Source organism: Bradyrhizobium sp. McL0615 (assembly GCF_049993905.1).
In the GTDB taxonomy this organism is placed as follows: Bacteria; Pseudomonadota; Alphaproteobacteria; order Rhizobiales; family Xanthobacteraceae; genus Bradyrhizobium.
Window position 1 is genome coordinate 8,533,146 of the sequence record NZ_CP188254.1, and the last position, 20,638, is coordinate 8,553,783.

Here is a 20,638-nt window from a genome sequence, read left to right on the forward strand (position 1 = left end):
ATGACTTCAACCGTTCCGCCCCGCGACTGGACCGAGATCCACTGGCCCGACATCGCCAAAAGTGACGCCGCACGCTGGATTGCGGTGCTGCCGCTGGCGGCGACCGAACAGCATGGCCCGCATCTGCCGCTGGAAACCGACATCCTGATCGGCGAGGCCTATCTGGCGCGCGTGCGCGAGCTGTTGCCGGCATCACTTCCCGTCACCTTTCTGCCCGTACAGCCGATCGGTATCTCCACCGAGCATATCGATTATCCCGGCACGAAGACGCTACCGACCGACGTCGCATTGAAGGAATGGATGGCAATCGGCGAAAGCGCCGCGCGATGTGGAATCCGCAAGCTGGTGATGGTGACCAGCCATGGCGGCAACAGTGCGGCGATGTCGCTGGTGGCGCAGGATCTGCGCGCGCATCATCAGATGCTCGTCGTCACCACAAGCTGGTTTCGCTTCGGCATGCCGGATGGATTGTTTTCCGAGGAAGAGACGCGGCATGGCATTCATGGCGGCGCGACCGAGACGTCGATCATGCTGGCGCGCTATCCGCAGAGCGTGCGGAAGGAAGCAATCGCCGATTTTCGCCCCACCAGTATCGACATGGAGCAGAAATTTCGCTGGCTGTCGGCGCATCGGCCGGTCCCCTTCGCGTGGCAGACGCAGGACCTGCATGAAAGCGGCGCGGTTGGCGACGCAACCCAAGCCTCCGCGAAGAAGGGCGAACAACTGCTCGATCACGGCGCGCGCGCATTCTGCGAATTGCTCGACGACGTCGACAAATTCGATCCGGAATTGTTTCTTCGTAAACCATGAACCCTCGGATTTATTCCCGTAACTCTCTGAAATATCTAAGAAATAAACGACGAAACCATATTTCCAGGCGCGTTTTCGAACCGCTTTCTGACACGCTCCGTCCAACTGGCATGCGGACCACAATGGCCGCTTAACACAGGATGGAGACTTCCATGTCGATCAAGACCAAGTTCGCCGCTCTCGCTCTCGCCACCGTTGCCGTTACCGGCACGATTGCATCGTCCACCACCCAGGCGCAGGCCAAGCCGCTCGGCTGGGGCATTGGAGCCGGCCTCGTCGGCGCCGCGATTGTCGGCACCGCCATCGCCGCCAGCAACGACGGTTACTACTACGACGGCTATCGCCGCTGCGGCTGGGTTCGCCAGTTCGACGCTTTCGGCAATTACGTCGGCCGCGTTCGGACCTGCGGTTACTGATTTCTGCGGCTGACTTGGTTTCTGTTTGAGAAGCGCTCGCTTCACGCAATCTAGTTCAGACCCTGACAACGCTTCTTCTTGTTTGACGCGTTTTCTTCACGCGAACCGGAATGCCACTTCGCTCGAAAACGCTTCTGTCGTGGATTTGCGTCCAGCACGGGCGCCTCATCCACCCCCGTGCTGAACCCGACCCGCCCGGTTGTCCCCCCGGGCGGGTCACCTTTATTGGGGGATAGGCCGGCGCCAGCACCCGGCCCGTCGCGATGTGCCCACCGTGTCTCCGAACACCCCCGCCAGTGATTTCTCCGAACCGGTCCGCCGCCGGGCCGATGTAGCAACCACGTCACGCAACGGTGTCATCTGGTCGCATCGGCAGCCCAGCTTCTTGCTATTGCGAATTACTTGCAATAAGGATCGGGAATGAACGACGGGGAACTCCGATCAATGTGTTGGAGCAGGGGTGGAACCGCAGGTATCCCACCGGGGGCGACGGGTTGATGACTTCATTTGTTGGGTGGCGGCAGGCATTCGAATCTGCCGTGATGGCAGGCAGCAGCCGCATGGGTTGCATCGGGAATGTCCGCACTGTGAATCGCGATCGCCGATCCCTGGAAAGCGTACTGGTCGGCGCCGCCTTCGGCGCGCTGGCGCTTGGCAGCTCGGCGATAGCGGCCGACATGCCGCTCAAGGCGCCCCACCTTGGCCCGGCGTTTGATTGGAGCGGCTTCTATATCGGCGGTCACACCGGCTACGGCCGCGCCTCATCGTTCGCGACGCTGGCCGACCCCACCTTCGCCACGACCAGCAGTGTGGCCAGCGGCCTGATCGGCGGCGTGCAGGCCGGATATAATTATCGCCTCTCCTCAGGCCTGTTGTTCGGCGTCGAGGCCGATCTGACCTTTCCGAACTATCTGCCGTCCAACCACGTCGTCGCCAAGTTCGCGACGGCGCGCTCTGACCTCGAAGAGCGCTGGGACTATTTTGGCACCGTGCGCGGCCGCGTGGGCTATACCAGCGGGCCTTGGCTGGCCTACGCCACCGGTGGTTTCGCGTGGGCCGGCGAACGTTTTCTCAATACGCCCACCGGCGTCGACGTCGAAGAGAAGCATATCAACGTTCGCCCCGGCTGGGCCGCGGGCGCGGGACTGGAATACGCATTCGCGCCACACTGGAGCGTGAGGCTTGAATATCTCTATGCCCAGTTCGGCAAAGCAGATGTCCGCTTCTCATCGGGAACACAGTACAATTCAACGCTCGACTTCCAGCAGATCCGCATCGGCCTCAACCGCAAGGTCGATTGGCCCGGATCGAAAAGCTGGACACCGAAGACGGACCTGACCGATACCGAATCCGACCGCTGGGAAATTCACGGCCAGACCACCTATCTGGGTCAGGGCTACCCGGCATTCCGCGCACCCTATACCGGCACCAACAGCCTGACCCCGGCGCGGCAGTATCAGGCCACCTGGAGCAACAGCCTCTTTCTGAACGCCAGGCTCTGGGAAGGCGGCGAGGTCTATTACAATCCCGAACTGCTGCAGGGCTTTGGCCTGAGCGACACCGTCGGTCTCGCCGGGTTTTCCAGCGGCGAGGCGCAGAAATCGAACTTCCCCTACCCGCACTACAACACCTCGCGGCTGTTCGTGCGCCAGACCTTCGGATTCGGCGGCGAGCAGGAAGAACTTGCCAGCGGGCAACAGCAGCTGGCGGGCAAGGCCGACGTCAACCGGCTGACGCTGCAGGCCGGCAAGTTCTCGGTCGGTGACGTCTTTGACGGCAATTCCTACGCCAAGGACACCCGCAGGGATTTCATGAACTGGTCGATCTGGGCTCCCGGCGCGTTCGACTATGCCGCAGACAAGCTCGGCCTCACCTACGGCATGACCGCCGAGCTCAACCAGAAGAATTGGGCCCTGCGTGGCGGCTATTTCCTGATGGGCGCGGTATCCAACTCCAACAATTTCGATACGCAGGTGTTCAGCCGCGGACAGTATGTCGCCGAACTGGAGACGCGATACACGCTGTTCTCCCGTCCGGGCAAGCTGCGCACCATCGGCTGGGTAAGCAGCGCCAATTCCGGCAGCTATCGCGACACGCTGAACGATCCGGCGCTCAATCTCGATATTTCGCTGACGCGCACCGGCCGCCCCAAATACGGTTACGTCTTCAACGTCGAACAGTCGGTCACCGACGACATCGGCCTGTTCGGCCGCTGGAGCTGGAACAACGGCAAGACCGAGATCATGTCATTCACCGACATCGATGCCTCCTTGTCGCTCGGTACCTCCATCAAGGGCACCAAATGGGGACGGCCGGACGATACGATCGGATTGGCCGGCGCGGTCAACGCGCTGTCGCGCGACCATCGCGACTTCATCGCCGCCGGCGGGCTCGGTCCGCTGATCGGCGACGGGCAGCTTAACTACCGCAAGGAACGCATCCTCGAGACCTACTACGCCTACGCGCTGAACAAGCAGATCACGCTGACGGCGGACTACCAGTTCGTCACCAATCCCGCGTACAATGCCGACCGCGGCCCGGTCCACGTGTTCTCCGGGAGGCTGCACGGAGAGTTCTAGTTTGCGTCGTCCCTGCCAAGCACGGGGATACGTAGCGCAAGAATCTGGAGCTTCGTTTCGATTCAATCGGAGCGGGGCTCCAGTGCCTGATCGAGGCACCCATGCTCTACTTTGTGATCAAATGCGCGTTGTCCGGCATTATCATCGCGGCGGTGTCGGAAATCGCCAAGCGTAGCCCGGCGTTCGGCGCGCTCATCGTATCGCTGCCGCTGCTTTCGCTGTTGAGCTTCCTCTGGCTCTGGCGTGACACCGGCGATGCGGAGCGCATTGCCGGTGTCTCGGAAACGACGTTCTGGTACGTGCTGCCGTCGCTGCCGCTGTTCCTGATATTGCCGGCGATGCTGAGGGCAGGCGCCGGCTTCTGGCCCAGCCTAGCGGCGAGCTGCGCGGTAACGGTGATCCTCTACTTCATCACCGCCTGGGTGCTCGCCAGGTTCGGCATCCATCTCTGAAACGGCTGGTTTTCCCGGCCCCGCATTTTTCCCTTCCGCGCCAACGAGACGATAGAGCGCCGGCAGCACGAACAGGGTCAGGAACGTCGCGGTGATCAGCCCGCCGATCACGACGGTCGCCAGTGGCTTCTGAACTTCCGCTCCGGTGCCGGTGGCCAGCGCCATCGGAATGAAGCCGACGGATGCCACCAGGGCCGTCATGGCAACCGGTCTCAATCTTGTGACCGCGCCCTCGATGATCGCCTCCCGCGGCGGCTGGCCGCGCTCGATGAGCTGCTTGATGAAGGTCAGCATCACCAGCCCGTTCAGCACGGCGACGCCGGACAATGCGATGAAGCCCACCGCGGCGGAGACCGAGAACGGCATGCCGCGCAGCCAGAGCGCGACGATCCCGCCCGACAGCGCCAGCGGCACCGCGCTGAAAACCAGCAGCGCGTCGCGCGCAGAGCCAAGCGCCGCGAACAGGATCAGAAAGATCATCACAAAGCAGGCCGGCACCACGATGGTCAGGCGCTCTCGCGCCGAGGCGAGGTTCTCGAACTGCCCTCCCCAGGTGATCCAGTATCCGGGCGCAAGCTTCACGCCTTGCGAAATCTTCTCCTGGGCTTCGCGCACCACCGAGCCGATGTCGCGGCCGCGCACGTTCGCCGTCACCACGACGCGGCGCTTTCCGTTTTCGCGGCTGACTTGGTTGGGCCCCTCCGTGAACGTCAGTGAGGCCACATCGCGCAGGGGTATGGTCATGCGCGACGGCGCCCCGCCCTCGCCCGGCAGCGGCACCGGAAGGCCCAGGATCACGTCGGCATTGGCGCGCGGAGCATCCGGAAGCCGGACCACGATCTGGAAACGGCGGTCGCCCTCGAACACCAGCCCGGCCTCCCGCCCGCCGATCGCGGTACCGATCACGTCCTGAACCGCGGCAATGCTCAAGCCCCGCCGCGATATCTCTTTCTTGTCGATGCCGATTTCGACGAACGGCAGCCCCGTCACCTGCTCGACCCTGACGTCCTGGGCGCCATGAATGCCCCGCAACAGGCCGGCCACTTCGTTGGCCGATTTCAGCATCGGCTCGAACTCGTCGCCGAATATCTTGACCGCCATATCCTCGCGAACACCGGCGATCAGCTCGTTGAATCGCATCTGGATCGGCTGCGAGAAGCTGAAACTGGTGCCCACCAGTTTCTGCAGTTCGGGCTCCATGCGTTCGATCAGTTCGGCCTTTGTCAGCGATGGATCGGGCCATTCCTCCTGTGGTTTCAGGATGACGTAGGTGTCCGCAGCATTCGGCGGCATCGGATCGGCGGCGATGTCGGGCGTGCCGACGCGGGAGAACACGAACGCCACTTCGCGAAACTTCGAAACCGCCCGTTCGAGATCGAGCTGCATGGCCTGCGATTGCGCCAGCGAGGCGCTTGGAATCCGCCGCGCCTCGATCACGAGGTTCTTTTCGTCGAGCGTCGGGTTGAACTCCTGTCCGAGCGACAGGAAGACCATGACGCTCAGCGCAAAGGCCGCAGCCCCGACACCCAGCACAAGGCCCGGCACCTTCAATGATCGCGTGAGCGCCGACCGGTAAAGATCGGCAAGCCCACGAACCAGCCGGTTCGGCTTTTCCTGCACACGCCCGGTGACGGCGATCGCGATCATCGCCGGAACGAATGTCAGCGACAGCACGAACGCCGACAGCAAGGCGATGATGACGGTCAGCGCCATCGGCTCGAACATCTTGCCTTCGACGCCGGAAAACGTCAGCAGCGGTATGTAGACCAGCATGATCACCGCCTGTCCGTAGACGGATGGCGCAACCATCTCCTTGGCGGCGAGCCGCACCGTCTCCAGCCGTTCGGTAAGATCGAGCTGGCGGCCGAGCTGGTGTTGCCGGTTGGCGAGATGCCGGAGACAGTTTTCAGTGATGATGACGGCGCCGTCGACGATCAGGCCGAAGTCGATCGCGCCGAGACTCATCAGGTTGGCGCTGACTCTTGCCTGCAGCATGCCGGTGACCGTCAACAGCATCGCGGCCGGAATCACCAGCGCCGTGATCAATGCCGCGCGAAAATTTCCAAGCAGGGCGAACAGAATGACGACGACGAGGAGCGCGCCCTCCGCCAGGTTCGTGGCGACCGTGTAGATGGTTGCGTCGACCAGTTGCGTCCGGTTCAGCACGGTCTTTGCGACGATCCCGGGCGGCAGCGCCTTGTTGATCGCTTCGATCTTTGCAGCGGCGGCGGCGGACACCGTCCGGCTGTTGCCGCCGATCAGCATCAGCGCGGTGCCGAGCACGGTCTCGTGCCCGTCGAGGCTGGCGCTGCCGGTCCGCAGTTCACGCCCGATCGACACCTCGGCCAGATCCTTCACCCGCAGCGGCGTGTCGCCGCGAGTGGCGACGACGATCTCGCCGATCTCGGAGATATCCTCGATGCGCCCGGCGGCCCGCACGACATAATTCTCGCCGTTGCGCTCGACATAGTTCGCGCCGCGGCTGGCATTGTTGGCCTCTACCGCCTTGACGATGTCGGTGAACGAAATGCCATAGGCGATCGACTTGGCCGGATCCGGCGCGATCTGGTACTGCTTGACATAGCCGCCGATCGCATCGGCGCCGGCGACCCCCGGCACGTTGCGCATCTGCGGGCGGATAATCCAGTCCTGCACCGTGCGCAAATAGACCGCGCGCTCGAAATCGTTGCGCAGATACCGGCCTTCCGCCGTGAGATAGCTGCCGTCGCTCTGCCAACCCGGCTTGCCATCGGCAACCGGCGTATCCGTTGGCGGCTTCTGATATTCGACCGCCCACCAATACACTTCGCCCAGCCCCGTCGAGATCGGGCCAAGTTTGACCTCGGCTTCAAGCGGAAGCGATTGCCGGATCTCCTGCAGGCGCTCATTGACCTGCTGCCGCGCGAAGTAAATGCTGGTCTTGTCGCGGAACACCGCCGTCACCTGGGCAAAGCCGTTGCGGGAGAACGAGCGCGTGTATTCGAGGGTCGGCGTACCGGCCAGGATATTTTCGATCTGGAACGTGATCTGCTTTTCCATCTCGACCGGCGTCAGCGCCGGTGCGATGGCATTGATCTGGACCTGGTTGTTGGTGACGTCGGGAACGGCATCGATCGGCAGCTTGTTGAGCGACCAGACGCCAAGCGCGCAGGCAACCGCGGTCAACAGCACGATGAACCAGCGGTGACGGACCGAAAGGTCGAGGATTTTCTCGATCATTAGTCGTCCGCCTTTGCTTTTCCGAGATCGGACTTCAGGACAAATGTGTTGAGGACGGCGACGATCTCACCCGGCTTGAGGCCGCCGATCACCTCGACGGCATCTTCGGTCATCGCTCCCGCCTGCACCGCGCGCGCTTCAAATCCCTCCGGCACCTGCACGAAGGCCACAAGCTTTCCATCGATCGCCTGCAACGCATTTCGCGGCAGCAGCAGCGCAACGGCGCGCCGGTCGACGGGAATGCTTGCGCCAACGAAAGATCCCGGACGCCAGCGGCCGTCGGTGTTGTCGAGCGAGACGATGACCCGCGTCGTCCGTGTCTCCTTGCTCACCATCGGGCTGATGAAGATGGTCTTGCCGCTGGCCTTTGCGCGCGCAGAATCTTCGATTGCGATGTCATCGCCCTCCTTCAGGAGCGCAAGATCCGGCGCCGAGGCGACGAGTTCGACCCAGACCGACGACAGATCGGCGACGACGTAAATCTCCTTCTCCTGCTGATCGCCGCCGACCGGCGCGCCGAGATCGACCCGGCGCTCGATCACCCGGCCTGATATCGGCGAGCGCAGCGCGTAGCGCCGCATATTCGCGACCGGCTGTTTCGGAAGCTCGGCGATCTCCGCCTCGTCAACATCCAGCGCGGAGAGTTTCTGGCGCGCCAGATCGTGCCGCAGCTTCGACAGGGAAAATGCGTTCTCGGCGCGGAGGAATTGCTGCTCGGCGGATATCTTCTTCTCGAACAGCGACCGCTCGCGCTCGAACAGGGTCGTTTGCAGCTCGAGATTGGCCCCCGCCGTCAGGAATTCGCTCTTGGCGTCCGCGACCTCGCGGCTTTCCAGGTAGGCGACGACCTCGCCCTTTTGCACGATATCGCCGAGGCGCTTGCGCAGCTCGACCACGGTTCCGATCACCTTGGCCGGCACATGACCGATCCGGTCGGAATCCATCATCACATTGCCCGGGACGCGCACCGTTCGCGAGAGCATGCCGGGCCCGGCGGGCGCCACCTCGATCCGCAACGCAGCGATTTGCGCTGGCGACAGTTTGATCAGGCCTTCGCGGCCTTGCTGGCTTTCAGGCGCGGCCGAGACCGGCTGCATGCACGCCAGGCCGAGCCCCACAGCGAGCGCTGGCAACTTCCTTGATATCGACATCTAAATTGTTCCTACGAGAAAGCTCGCGCTGCGCGGGCGACGGCGGATAGGCCGACGACCGACGCGGCGCATGGACACCGTTCGAATCCATTCGCTGGGCGCAGATGCGCCAGCCGCTTTAGATGCAGGTAATTCTTGGGGGACGTTCGGGGGTCGGCTGCGCCAGCCCTTCGACAGAAAGGCTTGCCGGCAGCGGGACGCTTTCCGCCTTCAGCTCATGAATCACAGCTGGAGTTTCGACGGCGGGCAATCCCGCCGATCCGATATCGGCCGCGTGAACGTGCGGAATGACTTTATTCTCGTCGTGCTCCGGCAGGCCGCAGGATCGGTCATCACCGAGGCAAACGATCGCTACGGCTGGGGAAGCGGCCTGTGCGATCTCCACTTCATGATGAACGCTCTCGCTCACCGACACGGCTGCTCTCGCACCGAACGTCAGGGTCAGCGCGATACACAACATCGTCAGCCAGCGCGACCGGGAACCAGTCAGCCTCGGCTTCCTGCGGAGGGCGTTCATGCCGGTCTATATAGATCGTCGAGCCAGGGCCGACAACCGCCGAACGATCCGGAGGTGCGGCAATCTGAAGCCGGGAGTCCCTAATTGCGACAATTCGCTCGAGTGATGAAGCCGCGAAAAGGCCGGTCCGGTTACCTCGTCCACGGAAAGCATCACGCCATTTTGGCAGCCAGCACCTTGTCGATGCGCCGGCCATCGAGATCGAGGACCTCAAAGCGCCAACCCTCTGCCTCGATACGATCGCCGACATCGGGTATCCGACCGAAATGGCTGAGCAGAAAGCCTGCAACGGTCTGGTAGTGACGGGACACCGGCAATTCGAAGCGGAGCAGCGAGGCAAACTCGACGGCCGGCATCCAGCCCGAAATCAAATACGAACCGTCATCGCGTTTGACGGCCGCCGCTTCCGGGGGCCCCTCCTCCGTGTGAAAACCGCCGACGATCGATTCCAGAATGTCTGCGCTGGTGACCACACCCTGGAACGCACCATATTCGTCATGGACCAGCCCCATATGGACGGCGGAATCGCGCAGGATGGCCACGACGTCCCTCGCGTCGAGAAACTCCGGAATGATCGGCGCCGGGCGGACCAGCTTGCCGACATCGGGCGTCTCTCCCGACAGATAGCAGTCCAGCATGTCCTTGGCGTTGACGATCCCGACCGCGGCATCGGCCGCCGGATCGAAGACCACGAAGCGGGAATGGCTGCTGGCAGCGAGCGCGGATCGGACGGCTTGCAGGTCGTCGGTCAGGTTGATCATGCTCACCTCGCGACGCGGCGTCATGACGGCACCGACGGGAAGATCGCCGAGGCGCATGACGCCCGCGATCATTTCCTTTTCGCCGGGTTCGAGCACGCCGGCATTCTCCGCTTCGACGACGAGGGTACGGATTTCATCCTCGCTGACTTTCTCGCCGGCCGCGCCGCGCTGGCCCAGCAGCCACAACAATGCCTTGCCGGACCGATCGAGCAGCCAGACGGCGGGCAACGAAATCGTCGCAAGCAGCGTCATGTAAGGCGCCACCCGCACCGCCACCAATTCCGGGTCGCGCAAGGCGATCTGCTTGGGGACCAGTTCGCCGATGATGAGCGACGCGTAAGTGATCACGGTGACCACGACGCCGACGCCGACGGCGTCCGCCACGCCTTGCGACCATCCGGCCCCGACCAGCAAGTTGGTCAGACGCAAGCCAAGGGTGGCGCCGGAAAATGCGCCCGACAGCACGCCGATCAGCGTGATGCCGATCTGCACCGTGGAGAGGAATTTTCCGGGATCGGATGCCAGCGCCAGCGCGCGGCGAGAGCCCTTGACGCTTCTTTCAGCCAGCGCCGCAAGCCGCGCAGGCCGCGCCGACACGATGGCCAGCTCCGACATGGAGAGCAGGCCATTGGTGACAATCAGGACCGTGACGATCCCGAGTTCAAAGTAGAGCATTATCGCTTTCTTGCGGGTTCCATTCCGATACGCCGGGGAAACCTTATCAGAAACCCGTCCCGGCAAGGCTCAACGGAGCGTGGAATACCGCCAAGATTTTCATCCCACCGGCTGGAACGAATCCGCGCGTGCCATCGCCCAGGCATCGCGAAAACGCGGATCCTGGGTGCCTTCGAGCAACTCGCCCGGCCGCAGCGACGGATAGAGTTTTGCGAATGACATCACCTCGGTGCTCGAGGTTCGCTTCGAGAAGTGGATCGGCCGCAGCTGCTGCGGGTGCTCGAGGCCGGCGGCGGCGAGCAGCTCGGACAGCGCGTGCAGGGTGGCGTGATGATACATGTAGACCCGCTCGGTCTTGAGCGGCACCACCAGCGCTCGCGCCCGGGAGGGATCCTGCGTGGTCACGCCGGTCGGACAGCGATCGGTGTGGCAGCTCAGGGACTGGATGCAGCCGAGCGCGAACATGAATCCGCGCGCGGAATTGCACCAGTCGGCGCCGATCGCCATGGCGCGCGCCATGTCGAAAGCGGTCGCGATCTTGCCGGCGGCGCCGATCTTGATGCGGTCGCGCGCGTTGATGCCGATCAGCGCATTGTGGACGAAACTGACGCCCTCGCGCATCGGCATGCCCAGATGGTCCATGAATTCCAGCGGCGCCGCGCCGGTGCCGCCCTCATTGCCGTCGACGACGATGAAGTCCGGATAAATGCCGCTCTCCAGCATCGCCTTGCAGATCGCGAGGAATTCCCAGGGATGGCCGATGCACATCTTGAACCCGGCCGGCTTGCCGCCCGACAGCCTGCGCATCTCGCCGATGAATGCCATCATCTGCAGCGGCGTCGAAAACGCGCGGTGGGTGGCCGGCGAAATGCAATCCTCTCCCATGGGGACGCCGCGGATTTTGGAGATCTCCTCCGACACCTTGGCTGCCGGCAGCACGCCGCCATGTCCGGGCTTGGCGCCCTGGCTGATCTTGAGTTCGACCATCTTGATCTGGTCGTCGGACGCGACGCGGGCGAATTCTTCCGGATTGAACGAACCATCGCGGTTGCGGCAGCCGAAATAGCCGGAGCCGATCTCCCAGATGATGTCGCCGCCGTTTTCGCGATGATAGGGACTGACGCCGCCCTCGCCGGTGTCATGCGCGAAGCCGCCCTTCCTGGCACCGGTATTCAGCGCCCGCACGGCGTTCGGGCTGAGCGCGCCAAAACTCATCGCCGAGATGTTGAAGACCGATGCCGAATACGGCTTGGCGCAATCCGGGCCGCCGATGGTGAGACGGAATTCCGAGCCGCTAAGCGCTTTCGGCGCCACCGAATGATGCATCCATTCGTAACCCTCGCGGTAGACGTCTTCCTGGGTGCCGAACGGCCGCTTGTCGAGTTGCATCTTGGCGCGCTGATAGACCAGCGCCCGGGTGTCGCGGGAGAACGGCATGCCGTCCTTCTCGCTCTCGAAGAAGTACTGCCGCATCTCCGGGCGAATTTCCTCGAGCAGGAAACGAATATGCGCAGAGATCGGATAGTTGCGCAGAACCGCGTGGTTCTTTTGCAGGAGATCGCGGATGCCGAGAAATGTGAGGGCGCCGAAAATCACGATCGGGATCAGCAGGACTTCCCAGATCTTCGGGTTATGGTCGAAAACCCCGATGCCGATCAGCAATGCGGTAACGACAGCGCAGATCGTCAGTACGATGAAGCGTGGCGAGAACGGCAGCAGCAGTGTTTCCATAGAACCCTCAGCCAAATTATTCTTGCCGGCCGGCAGCTTAGTCCAACCGACACGGCAAGCCCATACGATATACGGGCCGGCGCTCGCGGATGTGACAATGGGAGCCAAAAATATTCGCGGGCTCGGTCCGGCGCTTTTGCAGTGCAGCGTAACGCCCCGGCGCCCATTGTTCAGTGGCTGTGCAGGCGCATCTCATGCGGAATCTTGCCCTGCTGGAGGCCATGCTCGGCCAGCCAGGCGTCGGTGGAGAGAATGGCGCGGTCGATATGATCTGATGTTCGCGAGAAATCGTAGGGTGAACCTACCAGCGGGCATAGCGGCGGCACCACGAAATACTCGCTGTCGGGCCCGAGCATTTCGAGCTCGCTGACCAGTTGCCGGGCGATCAGGAGCGTCAGCGCGTGCAACGCGTTGGCGACCGCCCCGATCGGCGGCGCCTCGTTCGCGCAGGCGTGCCCGGTCGGCAGGATGATCAGGCGCCTGGCGCCCTTCTTCACGGCGGCCTGTATCGGCGTGTTGCTGGAGATCGCGCCGTCGGCAAGATAGTAATTCTTGTAGCGGATCGGCGAGAAAGCGCCCGGAATCGCGGTGGACGCAACAATCGCCTCCGCCGTCGATCCCTCCGACAACACCACGCTGTCGCCGGAGACGATGTCGGTGGTGACGATATGCACCGGCAGCTTCGCCTCCTCCAGATTGCGATAGGGGATGTGATCCTCGATCAGCTTGCGGATGCCGTCATGGGAGATCAGGAAATCGCGGTGCCACAGGAAGCTCAGCACTGTCCGCCAGTTCATCGGAAAAACGTCGTTCCGCTGCAATCCCCGCCAGACGGCGGCAAGGCGCTGCACGCCATCGAGCGTGGGATCGCCGGCATAGAACGCACCGTTCAGCGCGCCGACGCTGGAACCAACCACCATGTCCGCGGCGATGCCGTGGGCGACGAGCGAATGCAGCATGCCGACCTGGATGGCCCCAAAACTGCCGCCGCCGGCAAACACAAAGGCGGTCTTCGCCGGACCGATCTCGTCGCGCACCGACACGCACACACTCCCTCATCGCCGCGTCGGCAACAGGCCGCGCGACGTTGGGGAGTGACTATAGCAGTGGGGGAACGGGGTGGGCTACTAGGGGGTACACCGTCATTCCGGGATGGTCCGAAGGACCAGACCCGGAATCTCGAGATTCCGGGTTCGATGCTTCGCATCGCCCCGGAATGACTGCGGTGGTCTCAGCGCTCGACGAACGCCTTCTCGATCACGAAATGGCCGGGCTTGTTGCCGCTGCCTTCGATGAAGCCGCCGGATTCGAACATCACCTTCAGCTCTTCCAGCATCCCGGGGCTGCCGCACATCATGACGCGATCGCTCTCGATGTTGAGCGGCCCCTGGTGGATGTCGTTGAACAACTGCTCGGACGAGATCAGGTCGGTGATGCGGCCGCGGTTGCGGAACGGCTCGCGGGTCACCGTCGGGTAATACAGCAATTTCTCCGACAGCAGCGGTCCGAACAGTTCATCGTCGCGCAGCTTGGCGACGAGTTCCTCGCCATAGGCGAGTTCGGAAACCTGGCGGCAGCCGTGAACCAGCACGATGGTCTCGAACCGCTCATAGACGTCGGGGTCCTTGATCAGGCTCGCGAACGGCGCGAGGCCCGTGCCGGTCGACAGCAGCAGCAGGCGCTTTCCAGGAATCAGATTGTCGGTGATCAGCGTGCCGGTCGCCTTGCGGCCGACCAGGATCTCGTCGCCCTCGCGGATCTTCTGCAGCTTCGAGGTCAGCGGTCCGTCCGCAACCTTGATGGAGAAGAATTCGAGTTCTTCCTCGTGATTGGCGCTCGCCATGCTGTAGGCGCGCAGCAGCGGCCGGCCCTCGACCTCGAGGCCGATCATCGCAAACTGGCCATTCTCGAAACGAAAACCGGAATCGCGGGTCGCCCGGAAGCTGAAAAGCGTATCCGTCCAGTGGCGGACGGAAAGGACTTTCTCTCTATAGAACGCGCTCATGTGTTTTCGTTTTCCCTGACGTCTCGATGTAGAACGTTTCGGTTTTCGGGCCTCGAAGTGCCAAAAATCAGCGAAATTACCCGCGATTTGGCGCTTCATTTGCGCACGGCACAGACATAGTCAATATGACCTACAGCACAATCGATAACTCGGAATGGCTGTCGTTCTATTTTGCAAAAGGGTTCGATTCGCTTCGTTAATGCTTTCTCGCGCAATTAACTTGCTGAATTCGGCATCGATCTGGCAATAAATGACCACGTCAAATTAAGAACGTTTCAAAAGAGATCGCATGCGAAGCCCAGCTGAGTTTCGAACGGGAAAACCGGGCTTCTATCCGGACCAGTCGGTCTATGCCGAGTTCGCCTGCGCCGAATTCGGGCTCCATTTTCGCGACCTCGACAGCGGGTCGGGACTGCTGTTCAGCGTCGCCTCACGCGACAGACTGCTGCATTTCGGCGCCGGCCGGTGCTCCTGGTATCCGCAGAACAGCGCGACCGCTTCGACGCTGGCGTCCGACAAGCACTTTGCAAGCAGTATCCTGCGCGAGGCCGGCGTGCCCGCGCTTGGCGGTGAATACTTCTTCCTGCACGACCGCCACCGCGCGCATCGCCCCGCCGGACATGAGCGCAGCGATGCCATCGACTGTTTCAGGCGATTGGGCGGAGCAGCCTTCGTCAAGCCGCTCACGGGATCGCGCGGCGATTTCGCGCAAGCCGTTCACGGCGAAGCCGCGCTGGCTCGGCATCTCGACGACGTCGTGAAGTATTACGACGCGGTGCTGATCCAGCCGATCGTCGAAGGGACGGAGTACCGCGTATTCCTGCTCGACGATGACGTGCTCTATTGCGCGCGAAAATATCCGCCGTCTGTCACAGGCGACGGCGTGCACACGGTTCGTGAACTGCTCGCCGTTCATAACGACACCCTGCGCGCCCGCGGCTTGTCGCCTGCTTCGCTGCCCGATCGCGATCCGTCGCTGGACGCGATACCTGCAAGGGGCGAACGGCGGGAGATTCCCGGGCGGATGAATCTGAGTGCGGGAGGTACGATGGTGCTGGCGGATGCGCCATCCGAAAAGGCCATTATCCAGGCGCGGCAGGCCGCGCGCGCGATCGGACTTCGCGTCGCGGCGATCGACATGTTCGTCGATATCGGCGGCAAGCCGGATGCAAACGAGATCATCGAGGTCAATTCCAACCCGTCGATCCGGCTGCTGGAAGATTCCAATCGCGGCGACCTGATCCTGAAGATCTGGCATCACAGCTTTGTCGCGATGGGACTGCTGTAATGTTCGACCTGCCGAAATATGGCGACGGTATCTGCCTGGCGCGCATGGCGGCGTTGCTGGAAGCACTCGGAATCGATCGCGCGCGGCTGCAACGCACGTCGGTGGTGGTGACCGGCTCGAACGGCAAGGGCAGTACGGCGGCGATGTGCGCTCAAACCGGCCGCGCCTATGGCCTTCGGACCGGCCTGTTCACATCGCCGCATCTCGTCCGTTTCAACGAACGGATTCAGGTCGATGGCGCCGAGATCAGCGACGAGGAGTTTGGGCGCCTGCAACGGCGGACCGAAGCTGCCATCGCCGATATTTCAAAATGCCTTGACGAAAAATTCGGCGCGTTCGAAGCGCTGTTCGCACTCGCTTGTCTGCACTTCCAGGAGAGCGGATGCGATTTCGCCGTGTTCGAGGCCGGCATCGGCGGCCGCTACGATCCGGTCCGCCTCGTCGGCGCGCAGGAGACCTGCGTCACGTCGCTCGATTACGAGCATGTCGAACTGCTCGGCAGCTCGCTTGAACTGATCGTATCGGACAAGAGCGACGCCTGCGCTGCCGGCGGTACCATCGTCTATGGCGAGAACTGCCGGGGCCTGCGGCCGCATCTCGTCGAATACAATCGCGGGCGCGACTGCACGCCGCTGTTCGTCCGCGACGATATCCGCATCGACAACGAGGTAACGGCGGCATCAGGCCAGCATTTCGACTTCCAGTTCGGGTACCACGATTTTCGCCGCCTCGAACTCAATCTCCCCGGCGCGTTCCAGTTCAACAACGCGGCCATTGCCGCCAGCCTGTTCCTGCTCTGGCTGCGGCGCGAACAGCCGCGCAAGGGGCCGGACCGGATCGAGGCCGCGATACGCGCCGGCCTGCGCGAGGCGCGCTGGCCCGGCCGCCTCGAGGTCATCGGTCAGGACCCGCCCACCGTGATCGACGTCGGCCATACTCCCGACGGGATCCGGCAATCGCTCGCAAGCCTGCTGGCGATCCATGGCGCCGGGGACTGGATCCTCGTCACCGGTGCGTCGGGGGACAAGAAAACGGACGAAATCGTAGGCGCGCTGGCGCCGTCGTTTGATACGATCATCTGCACGGCAGCCCATCACAAGGGGGCGGACGCGCAACGCATCGCCGCCGCAGCCGCGCGCGCCAATCCCGCGGCGATCCGCCATGTCGCCGCCTCGATCGAGGAGGCGGTGCGCGTCTCGCAGAAATTGGCCAAGGCGAAGCAGCGAAGAATCTATGTCGCCGGCGGGCTGTTCCTGGCGATCGAGTATGCGACTGTCGCAAAGGGCGGCCGCGCGGAAGATTTAAAATTCTTCTGACCGTATTGCCGCGCGACGCGCGCGAGGAACTGCGCCAGATTCGTAGGGTGGGCAAAGCGCAGCGTGCCAACCATCCGACCACTTGCTCGCTGACAGATGGTGGGCACGTCGCTTACGCTCCTCTGCCCACCCTACGGCACTGGATTTCATCGTGAGGGCGGCCTCTTGGAAGACGCGCTCCTCACCATGACGAGCAAAATCCCTAGTTGCTTCCGTGCTTGTCGTCGAGCACCTTGAAGGCTTCCTCGAGCTGCGGCGAGATCGCGACGCCGAGCTTCTCTCCCGTCGGCAGCCGGGCGACGAACCATTTATTGTAGAGCGGAATCAGGTCGCGGCCCGAACCCAGTTTCTGGAAGGTGCGCTCGACCACGGCCTTCAACTGCGGCTCACCCTTGCGGAACATGATGCCGTAAGGATCGTAGGACAAATACTCGCCGGTGACCTTGAACTGACCCTGCGCCTTGTGGCGCGCGATCAAGCCGTAGAGCAGAATGTCGTCGGTCGCGAACGCATCGGCCTTGCCGTCCACCAGCATCTGATAGGACTGCTCGTGGTCCGGCGACGTCGCGATGTTCAGGCCCAGCGAAAACTTCTTGTCGATCGCGTGCATCGCCTGCTCGTTGGTGGTGCCTTTGGTCACGACCACGGTTTTGCCCTTCAGATCCGTCGGCGCCGAGATGGTGGACGCCTTCGGCACCATCAGCTTGGTCCCGGCCACGAACATCAGCGGCGAAAACGCCACCAGTTTGGCGCGTTCGGCATTGGCCGTGGTCGATCCGCATTCGAGATCGATCTTGTTTTCCGTCACCGCCGGAATGCGGTCGTCCGAGGTCACCTTGACGTATTCGACCTTGAGGTTGGCGTCGTCGACCTCGACGCCGATCTCCTCGACGATGGCCTCGCACAGTTCGAGGCTATAGCCGATCGGCCGGTTGGAGTGGTCCAGGAACGAGAACGGCGGCGAGCTCTCGCGATAGCCGAGACGCACGACATGCGTTCGCTTGATGTTGGCAAGCGTCGGGCTAAGCCCTTCGCCGGCGGTCTGCGCTGGCGCGGATGTCGCCAGCAGACAGGCAGCCAGCAGAAGGCCGCCTGCCCCGATCGGCTTGTTCCGGAATCGATGCATGCATCTCTCCCACTAATGTGCTGGCACGGCGTCGCCCGGAACGGCATCGGTGGGCACGACGTCATCAGGTCCGAGCTCATGCTCGGCCTTCAACTCGCCCTCCCATTTCGCGACCACAGCGGTCGCCAGCGAATTGCCGATCACGTTGGTGGCGCTGCGTCCCATGTCGAGGAACGTGTCGATGCCCATGATCATCAGCAGGCCGGCCTCCGGAATGCCGAACTGGCTGAGCGTCGAGGCGATCACCACCAGCGACGCCCGCGGCACGCCGGCAACACCCTTCGAGGTGATCATCAGCGTCGCCAGCATCGCAAGCTGCGTGCCGAGCGGCATGTCGATCTGGTAGGTCTGCGCGATGAAGATGCTCGCGAAAGTGCAATACATCATCGTGCCGTCGAGGTTGAACGAGTAGCCGAGCGGCAGCACGAAGGCCGAAATCCGCGACGAGGCGCCGAAACGATTCAGGCCTTCCAGCGTCTTCGGATAGGCCGCCTCCGACGACGCGGTCGAGAACGCGATCATCAGCGGCTCACGGATCAACCGCAGCAGATGGCTGTATCGCGGCCCGATCACGATGAAACCGACCACGACCAGGATGCCCCACAGGATCATCAGCGAGAGATAGAAGCCGCCCATGAACACGATCAGCTTCCACAGCACGCCGAGACCGTTCTTCGACACGGTGGCCATGATCGCCGCCCATACCGCGATCGGCGCGAACAGCATCACATACCCGGTCACCTTGAGCATGATGTGGGCGAGATCGTCGATCAGCCCCATGATCGACTTGGCGCGCTCCGGCAGCGCGCCGAGCGCGACCGCGAAGAACACGGCGAACACCACGATCTGCAGGATTTCGTTCTGCGCCATCGCGTCTGCGATCGAGGTCGGGATCAGATGGGTCAGGAACTTTTCGATCGAGAATGCCGAGACCGGCAGACCGGTCGACTGCGCCTTGTCGGGCAGCGCGCCGGGAAAGTTGGAGCCGGGCTGCAGCAGGTTGACCATCACGAGGCCAAGCAACAGCGAGACAAAGGAGGCGCTGACGAACCAGCCCATCGTCTTGGCGAACACGCGGCCGAGCTTGGAGCCGGAGCCCATATGCGCGATGCCACCGACGAGCGTGGCGAACACCAGCGGCGCGATGATCATCTTGATCAGGCGCAGGAACAGCATGGCGATCAGGTTTACGTCTGCGGCGATTTCCACCCGGCTGTCGGGCATATAGTTGAAGACGATGGTCCCCATCACAATGCCAAGTGCCATCGCGATCAGGATGTATTGTGTAAACCTGCTGGACATTCTCGCACCCCCGTATTTCCGGCGATGTGAAGTTTGCCAGATTTGAATGGGGACGCAACAAGCTTGCGGCATTTTGCACGCTTGCCAGAATGTTCCCGTTGTGAATTGCGCGCGCGGCCGTTAGCGTCCCCGCAGCGCACAATCTGTGCAGTTGATCGCTTCAAGCACAGCCAACTGCATCAAGAACGGTCAAGCTGAGGGGAGATACGCCATGAATGACACCGTCAATCGCCAGATCCTGCTCGTGGAAAAGCCGACCGGCAAGCTCGGGCCCGAGCATTTCAAGATGGTCAACGGGAAGATGCCCGAGCCGAAGGACGGCGAGGTGCTGGTGAAGGCGCGCTATATCTCGCTCGATGCCGCCAACCGGGCATGGATGCACGGCGCGACCTACCGCGCCGCCGTCGAGGCCAACACCGTGATGGCCGGCGGCGGCATCGCCGAGGTCGTCGCCTCGAAGGCCTCGGGGCTTGCGCCGGGCGATATCGTGTTCGGCGATACCGGCTGGCAGGATTACGCTGCCGTCCCCGCCAAACATCTCACCAAAATGCCGAAGCTGGAGCCGATGACGCATCTGCTCAGCGTCTACGGCATCGCCGGCCTCACCGCCTATTTTGGCCTGCTGCATGTCGGCAAGCCGAAGGAGGGCGAGACGGTCGTCGTGTCGGCCGCGGCCGGATCGGTCGGGTCGATCGTCGGGCAGATTGCAAAAATCAAAGGCTGCAACGTCATCGGCATCGCCGGCGGCAAGGACAAATGCCAGTGGCTGACGTCCGAACTCGGCTTCGACGCCGCGGTCGATTACAAGGACGGCGCCACCTTCAAGGCGCTGCGATCAGCGGCGCCGAAGGGCATCGACGTCTATTTCGACAATGTCGGCGGCGACATTCTCGAAGCCTGCCTTTCGCTGATGAACAACCGTGGCCGCATCGCCTGCTGCGGCGCGATATCGCAATATGACGGCGTGCCGTCGGCGCACGGTCCGCGCGGCGTGCCCGGGCTGATCGTGGTGAAGCGCCTCGTCATGCAGGGCTTCATTGTGATGGACTATATGGATCAGAGCGCTGCGGCGTTGGCCGAGCTGCAGTCCTGGGTCGCCTCGGGCAAACTGAAGGTGCAGGAAGACGTGATCGACGGAATCGAGAACACGCCGAAAGCGCTGATCGGCCTGTTGGCCGGCGAGAACCGCGGCAAGCGGATGGTGAGGGTGTAGCCGACACCAGGCGGAGGCCGGTCAGATCGACCATGCCCCCCGGAGCGGGATTGCGACCTGGTTTCGCCGGGCCCGGC

General features: G+C 62.8%; 16 protein-coding genes. 7 read left to right on the plus strand and 9 right to left on the minus strand.

Annotated features, from left to right (window positions below; all coding sequences use genetic code 11):
* The 4 genes from ACPPVP_RS41150 (at window position 1) to ACPPVP_RS41165 (ending at window position 4,257) form a co-directional block, all read left to right on the plus strand.
* Window positions 1-810, plus strand: a complete 810-nt coding sequence (locus tag ACPPVP_RS41150; RefSeq protein WP_426529545.1) for a creatininase family protein — start codon at window positions 1-3, stop codon at window positions 808-810.
* A 152-nt stretch (window positions 811-962) separates the two neighbouring features.
* On the plus strand, window positions 963-1,226 hold the full coding sequence (locus ACPPVP_RS41155; RefSeq protein ID WP_426529547.1) for a hypothetical protein: 264 nt from the start codon (window positions 963-965) through the stop codon (window positions 1,224-1,226).
* Window positions 1,227-1,786: 560 nt separating this feature from the next.
* Window positions 1,787-3,805, plus strand: a complete 2,019-nt coding sequence (locus tag ACPPVP_RS41160) for a carbohydrate porin (RefSeq protein WP_426538335.1) — start codon at window positions 1,787-1,789, stop codon at window positions 3,803-3,805.
* A 101-nt stretch (window positions 3,806-3,906) separates the two neighbouring features.
* Window positions 3,907-4,257, plus strand: a complete 351-nt coding sequence (locus tag ACPPVP_RS41165; protein ID WP_426529549.1) for a DUF3147 family protein — start codon at window positions 3,907-3,909, stop codon at window positions 4,255-4,257.
* On the opposite strand, the gene ACPPVP_RS41170 is transcribed toward ACPPVP_RS41165, so the two are convergent.
* The 7 genes from ACPPVP_RS41170 to ACPPVP_RS41200 form a co-directional block, all read right to left on the minus strand.
* On the minus strand, window positions 4,177-7,476 hold the full coding sequence (locus tag ACPPVP_RS41170; protein ID WP_426529551.1) for an efflux RND transporter permease subunit: 3,300 nt from the start codon (window positions 7,474-7,476) through the stop codon (window positions 4,177-4,179). The two genes, ACPPVP_RS41165 and ACPPVP_RS41170, sit on opposite strands and share 81 nt — an antisense overlap.
* Complete coding sequence (locus ACPPVP_RS41175; RefSeq protein ID WP_426529553.1) at window positions 7,476-8,627, minus strand: efflux RND transporter periplasmic adaptor subunit; 1,152 nt, start codon at window positions 8,625-8,627, stop codon at window positions 7,476-7,478. The genes ACPPVP_RS41170 and ACPPVP_RS41175 overlap by 1 nt, the downstream gene beginning before the upstream one ends.
* Window positions 8,628-8,745: 118 nt before the next feature.
* Complete coding sequence (locus ACPPVP_RS41180) at window positions 8,746-9,144, minus strand: hypothetical protein (RefSeq protein WP_426529555.1); 399 nt, start codon at window positions 9,142-9,144, stop codon at window positions 8,746-8,748.
* 152 nt (window positions 9,145-9,296) lie between these two features.
* Window positions 9,297-10,580 (minus strand): hemolysin family protein, encoded by a 1,284-nt coding sequence (locus ACPPVP_RS41185; RefSeq protein ID WP_426529557.1) that lies wholly within the window; start codon window positions 10,578-10,580, stop codon window positions 9,297-9,299.
* Between the two features lie 99 nt (window positions 10,581-10,679).
* Window positions 10,680-12,311 carry an FMN-binding glutamate synthase family protein gene (locus ACPPVP_RS41190; protein WP_426529559.1) on the minus strand — a complete coding sequence of 544 codons (1,632 nt, stop codon included), beginning with the start codon at window positions 12,309-12,311 and terminating at the stop codon, window positions 10,680-10,682.
* A gap of 170 nt (window positions 12,312-12,481) precedes the next feature.
* Window positions 12,482-13,354, minus strand: a complete 873-nt coding sequence (locus ACPPVP_RS41195) for a patatin-like phospholipase family protein (RefSeq protein WP_426529561.1) — start codon at window positions 13,352-13,354, stop codon at window positions 12,482-12,484.
* Window positions 13,355-13,542: 188 nt separating this feature from the next.
* A complete protein-coding gene (locus ACPPVP_RS41200; RefSeq protein ID WP_426529563.1) occupies window positions 13,543-14,316 on the minus strand; it encodes a ferredoxin--NADP reductase in 774 nt (257 codons plus the stop codon).
* Window positions 14,317-14,605: 289 nt separating this feature from the next.
* On the opposite strand from ACPPVP_RS41200, the gene ACPPVP_RS41205 reads away from it, so the two are divergent.
* Both ACPPVP_RS41205 and ACPPVP_RS41210 read left to right on the plus strand, forming a co-directional pair.
* Complete coding sequence (locus ACPPVP_RS41205) at window positions 14,606-15,604, plus strand: hypothetical protein (protein WP_426529565.1); 999 nt, start codon at window positions 14,606-14,608, stop codon at window positions 15,602-15,604.
* Window positions 15,604-16,920 (plus strand): bifunctional folylpolyglutamate synthase/dihydrofolate synthase, encoded by a 1,317-nt coding sequence (locus ACPPVP_RS41210; RefSeq protein ID WP_426529567.1) that lies wholly within the window; start codon window positions 15,604-15,606, stop codon window positions 16,918-16,920. The genes ACPPVP_RS41205 and ACPPVP_RS41210 overlap by 1 nt, the downstream gene beginning before the upstream one ends.
* Before the next feature lie 202 nt (window positions 16,921-17,122).
* Here ACPPVP_RS41210 and ACPPVP_RS41215 read toward each other — a convergent pair whose 3' ends face one another.
* Both ACPPVP_RS41215 and ACPPVP_RS41220 read right to left on the minus strand, forming a co-directional pair.
* Window positions 17,123-18,046, minus strand: coding sequence for an amino acid ABC transporter substrate-binding protein (locus ACPPVP_RS41215; RefSeq protein WP_426529569.1), 924 nt, complete (start codon window positions 18,044-18,046; stop codon window positions 17,123-17,125).
* 12 nt (window positions 18,047-18,058) lie between these two features.
* The gene (locus ACPPVP_RS41220; RefSeq protein ID WP_426529571.1) at window positions 18,059-19,348 is read right to left on the minus strand and encodes a dicarboxylate/amino acid:cation symporter; all 1,290 of its coding nucleotides are present in this window, start codon (window positions 19,346-19,348) and stop codon (window positions 18,059-18,061) included.
* Window positions 19,349-19,559: 211 nt separating this feature from the next.
* Between ACPPVP_RS41220 and ACPPVP_RS41225 the strand changes: the two genes are divergently transcribed.
* Window positions 19,560-20,561 carry an NADP-dependent oxidoreductase gene (locus ACPPVP_RS41225; RefSeq protein ID WP_426529573.1) on the plus strand — a complete coding sequence of 334 codons (1,002 nt, stop codon included), beginning with the start codon at window positions 19,560-19,562 and terminating at the stop codon, window positions 20,559-20,561.
* Window positions 20,562-20,638: the final 77 nt, after the last annotated feature.

Coding starts and splice junctions, on each gene's coding strand:
- ACPPVP_RS41210 (WP_426529567.1), top strand. CDS start 15,604: ATGTTCGACCTGCCGAAATATGGCGACGGTATCTGCCTGGCGCGCATG.
- ACPPVP_RS41200 (WP_426529563.1), bottom strand. CDS start 14,316: ATGAGCGCGTTCTATAGAGAGAAAGTCCTTTCCGTCCGCCACTGGACG.
- ACPPVP_RS41220 (WP_426529571.1), bottom strand. CDS start 19,348: ATGTCCAGCAGGTTTACACAATACATCCTGATCGCGATGGCACTTGGC.
- ACPPVP_RS41215 (WP_426529569.1), bottom strand. CDS start 18,046: ATGCATCGATTCCGGAACAAGCCGATCGGGGCAGGCGGCCTTCTGCTG.
- ACPPVP_RS41225 (WP_426529573.1), top strand. CDS start 19,560: ATGAATGACACCGTCAATCGCCAGATCCTGCTCGTGGAAAAGCCGACC.
- ACPPVP_RS41165 (WP_426529549.1), top strand. CDS start 3,907: ATGCTCTACTTTGTGATCAAATGCGCGTTGTCCGGCATTATCATCGCG.
- ACPPVP_RS41150 (WP_426529545.1), top strand. CDS start 1: ATGACTTCAACCGTTCCGCCCCGCGACTGGACCGAGATCCACTGGCCC.
- ACPPVP_RS41160 (WP_426538335.1), top strand. CDS start 1,787: ATGGGTTGCATCGGGAATGTCCGCACTGTGAATCGCGATCGCCGATCC.
- ACPPVP_RS41185 (WP_426529557.1), bottom strand. CDS start 10,580: ATGCTCTACTTTGAACTCGGGATCGTCACGGTCCTGATTGTCACCAAT.
- ACPPVP_RS41175 (WP_426529553.1), bottom strand. CDS start 8,627: ATGTCGATATCAAGGAAGTTGCCAGCGCTCGCTGTGGGGCTCGGCCTG.
- ACPPVP_RS41180 (WP_426529555.1), bottom strand. CDS start 9,144: ATGAACGCCCTCCGCAGGAAGCCGAGGCTGACTGGTTCCCGGTCGCGC.
- ACPPVP_RS41170 (WP_426529551.1), bottom strand. CDS start 7,476: ATGATCGAGAAAATCCTCGACCTTTCGGTCCGTCACCGCTGGTTCATC.
- ACPPVP_RS41155 (WP_426529547.1), top strand. CDS start 963: ATGTCGATCAAGACCAAGTTCGCCGCTCTCGCTCTCGCCACCGTTGCC.
- ACPPVP_RS41205 (WP_426529565.1), top strand. CDS start 14,606: ATGCGAAGCCCAGCTGAGTTTCGAACGGGAAAACCGGGCTTCTATCCG.
- ACPPVP_RS41190 (WP_426529559.1), bottom strand. CDS start 12,311: ATGGAAACACTGCTGCTGCCGTTCTCGCCACGCTTCATCGTACTGACG.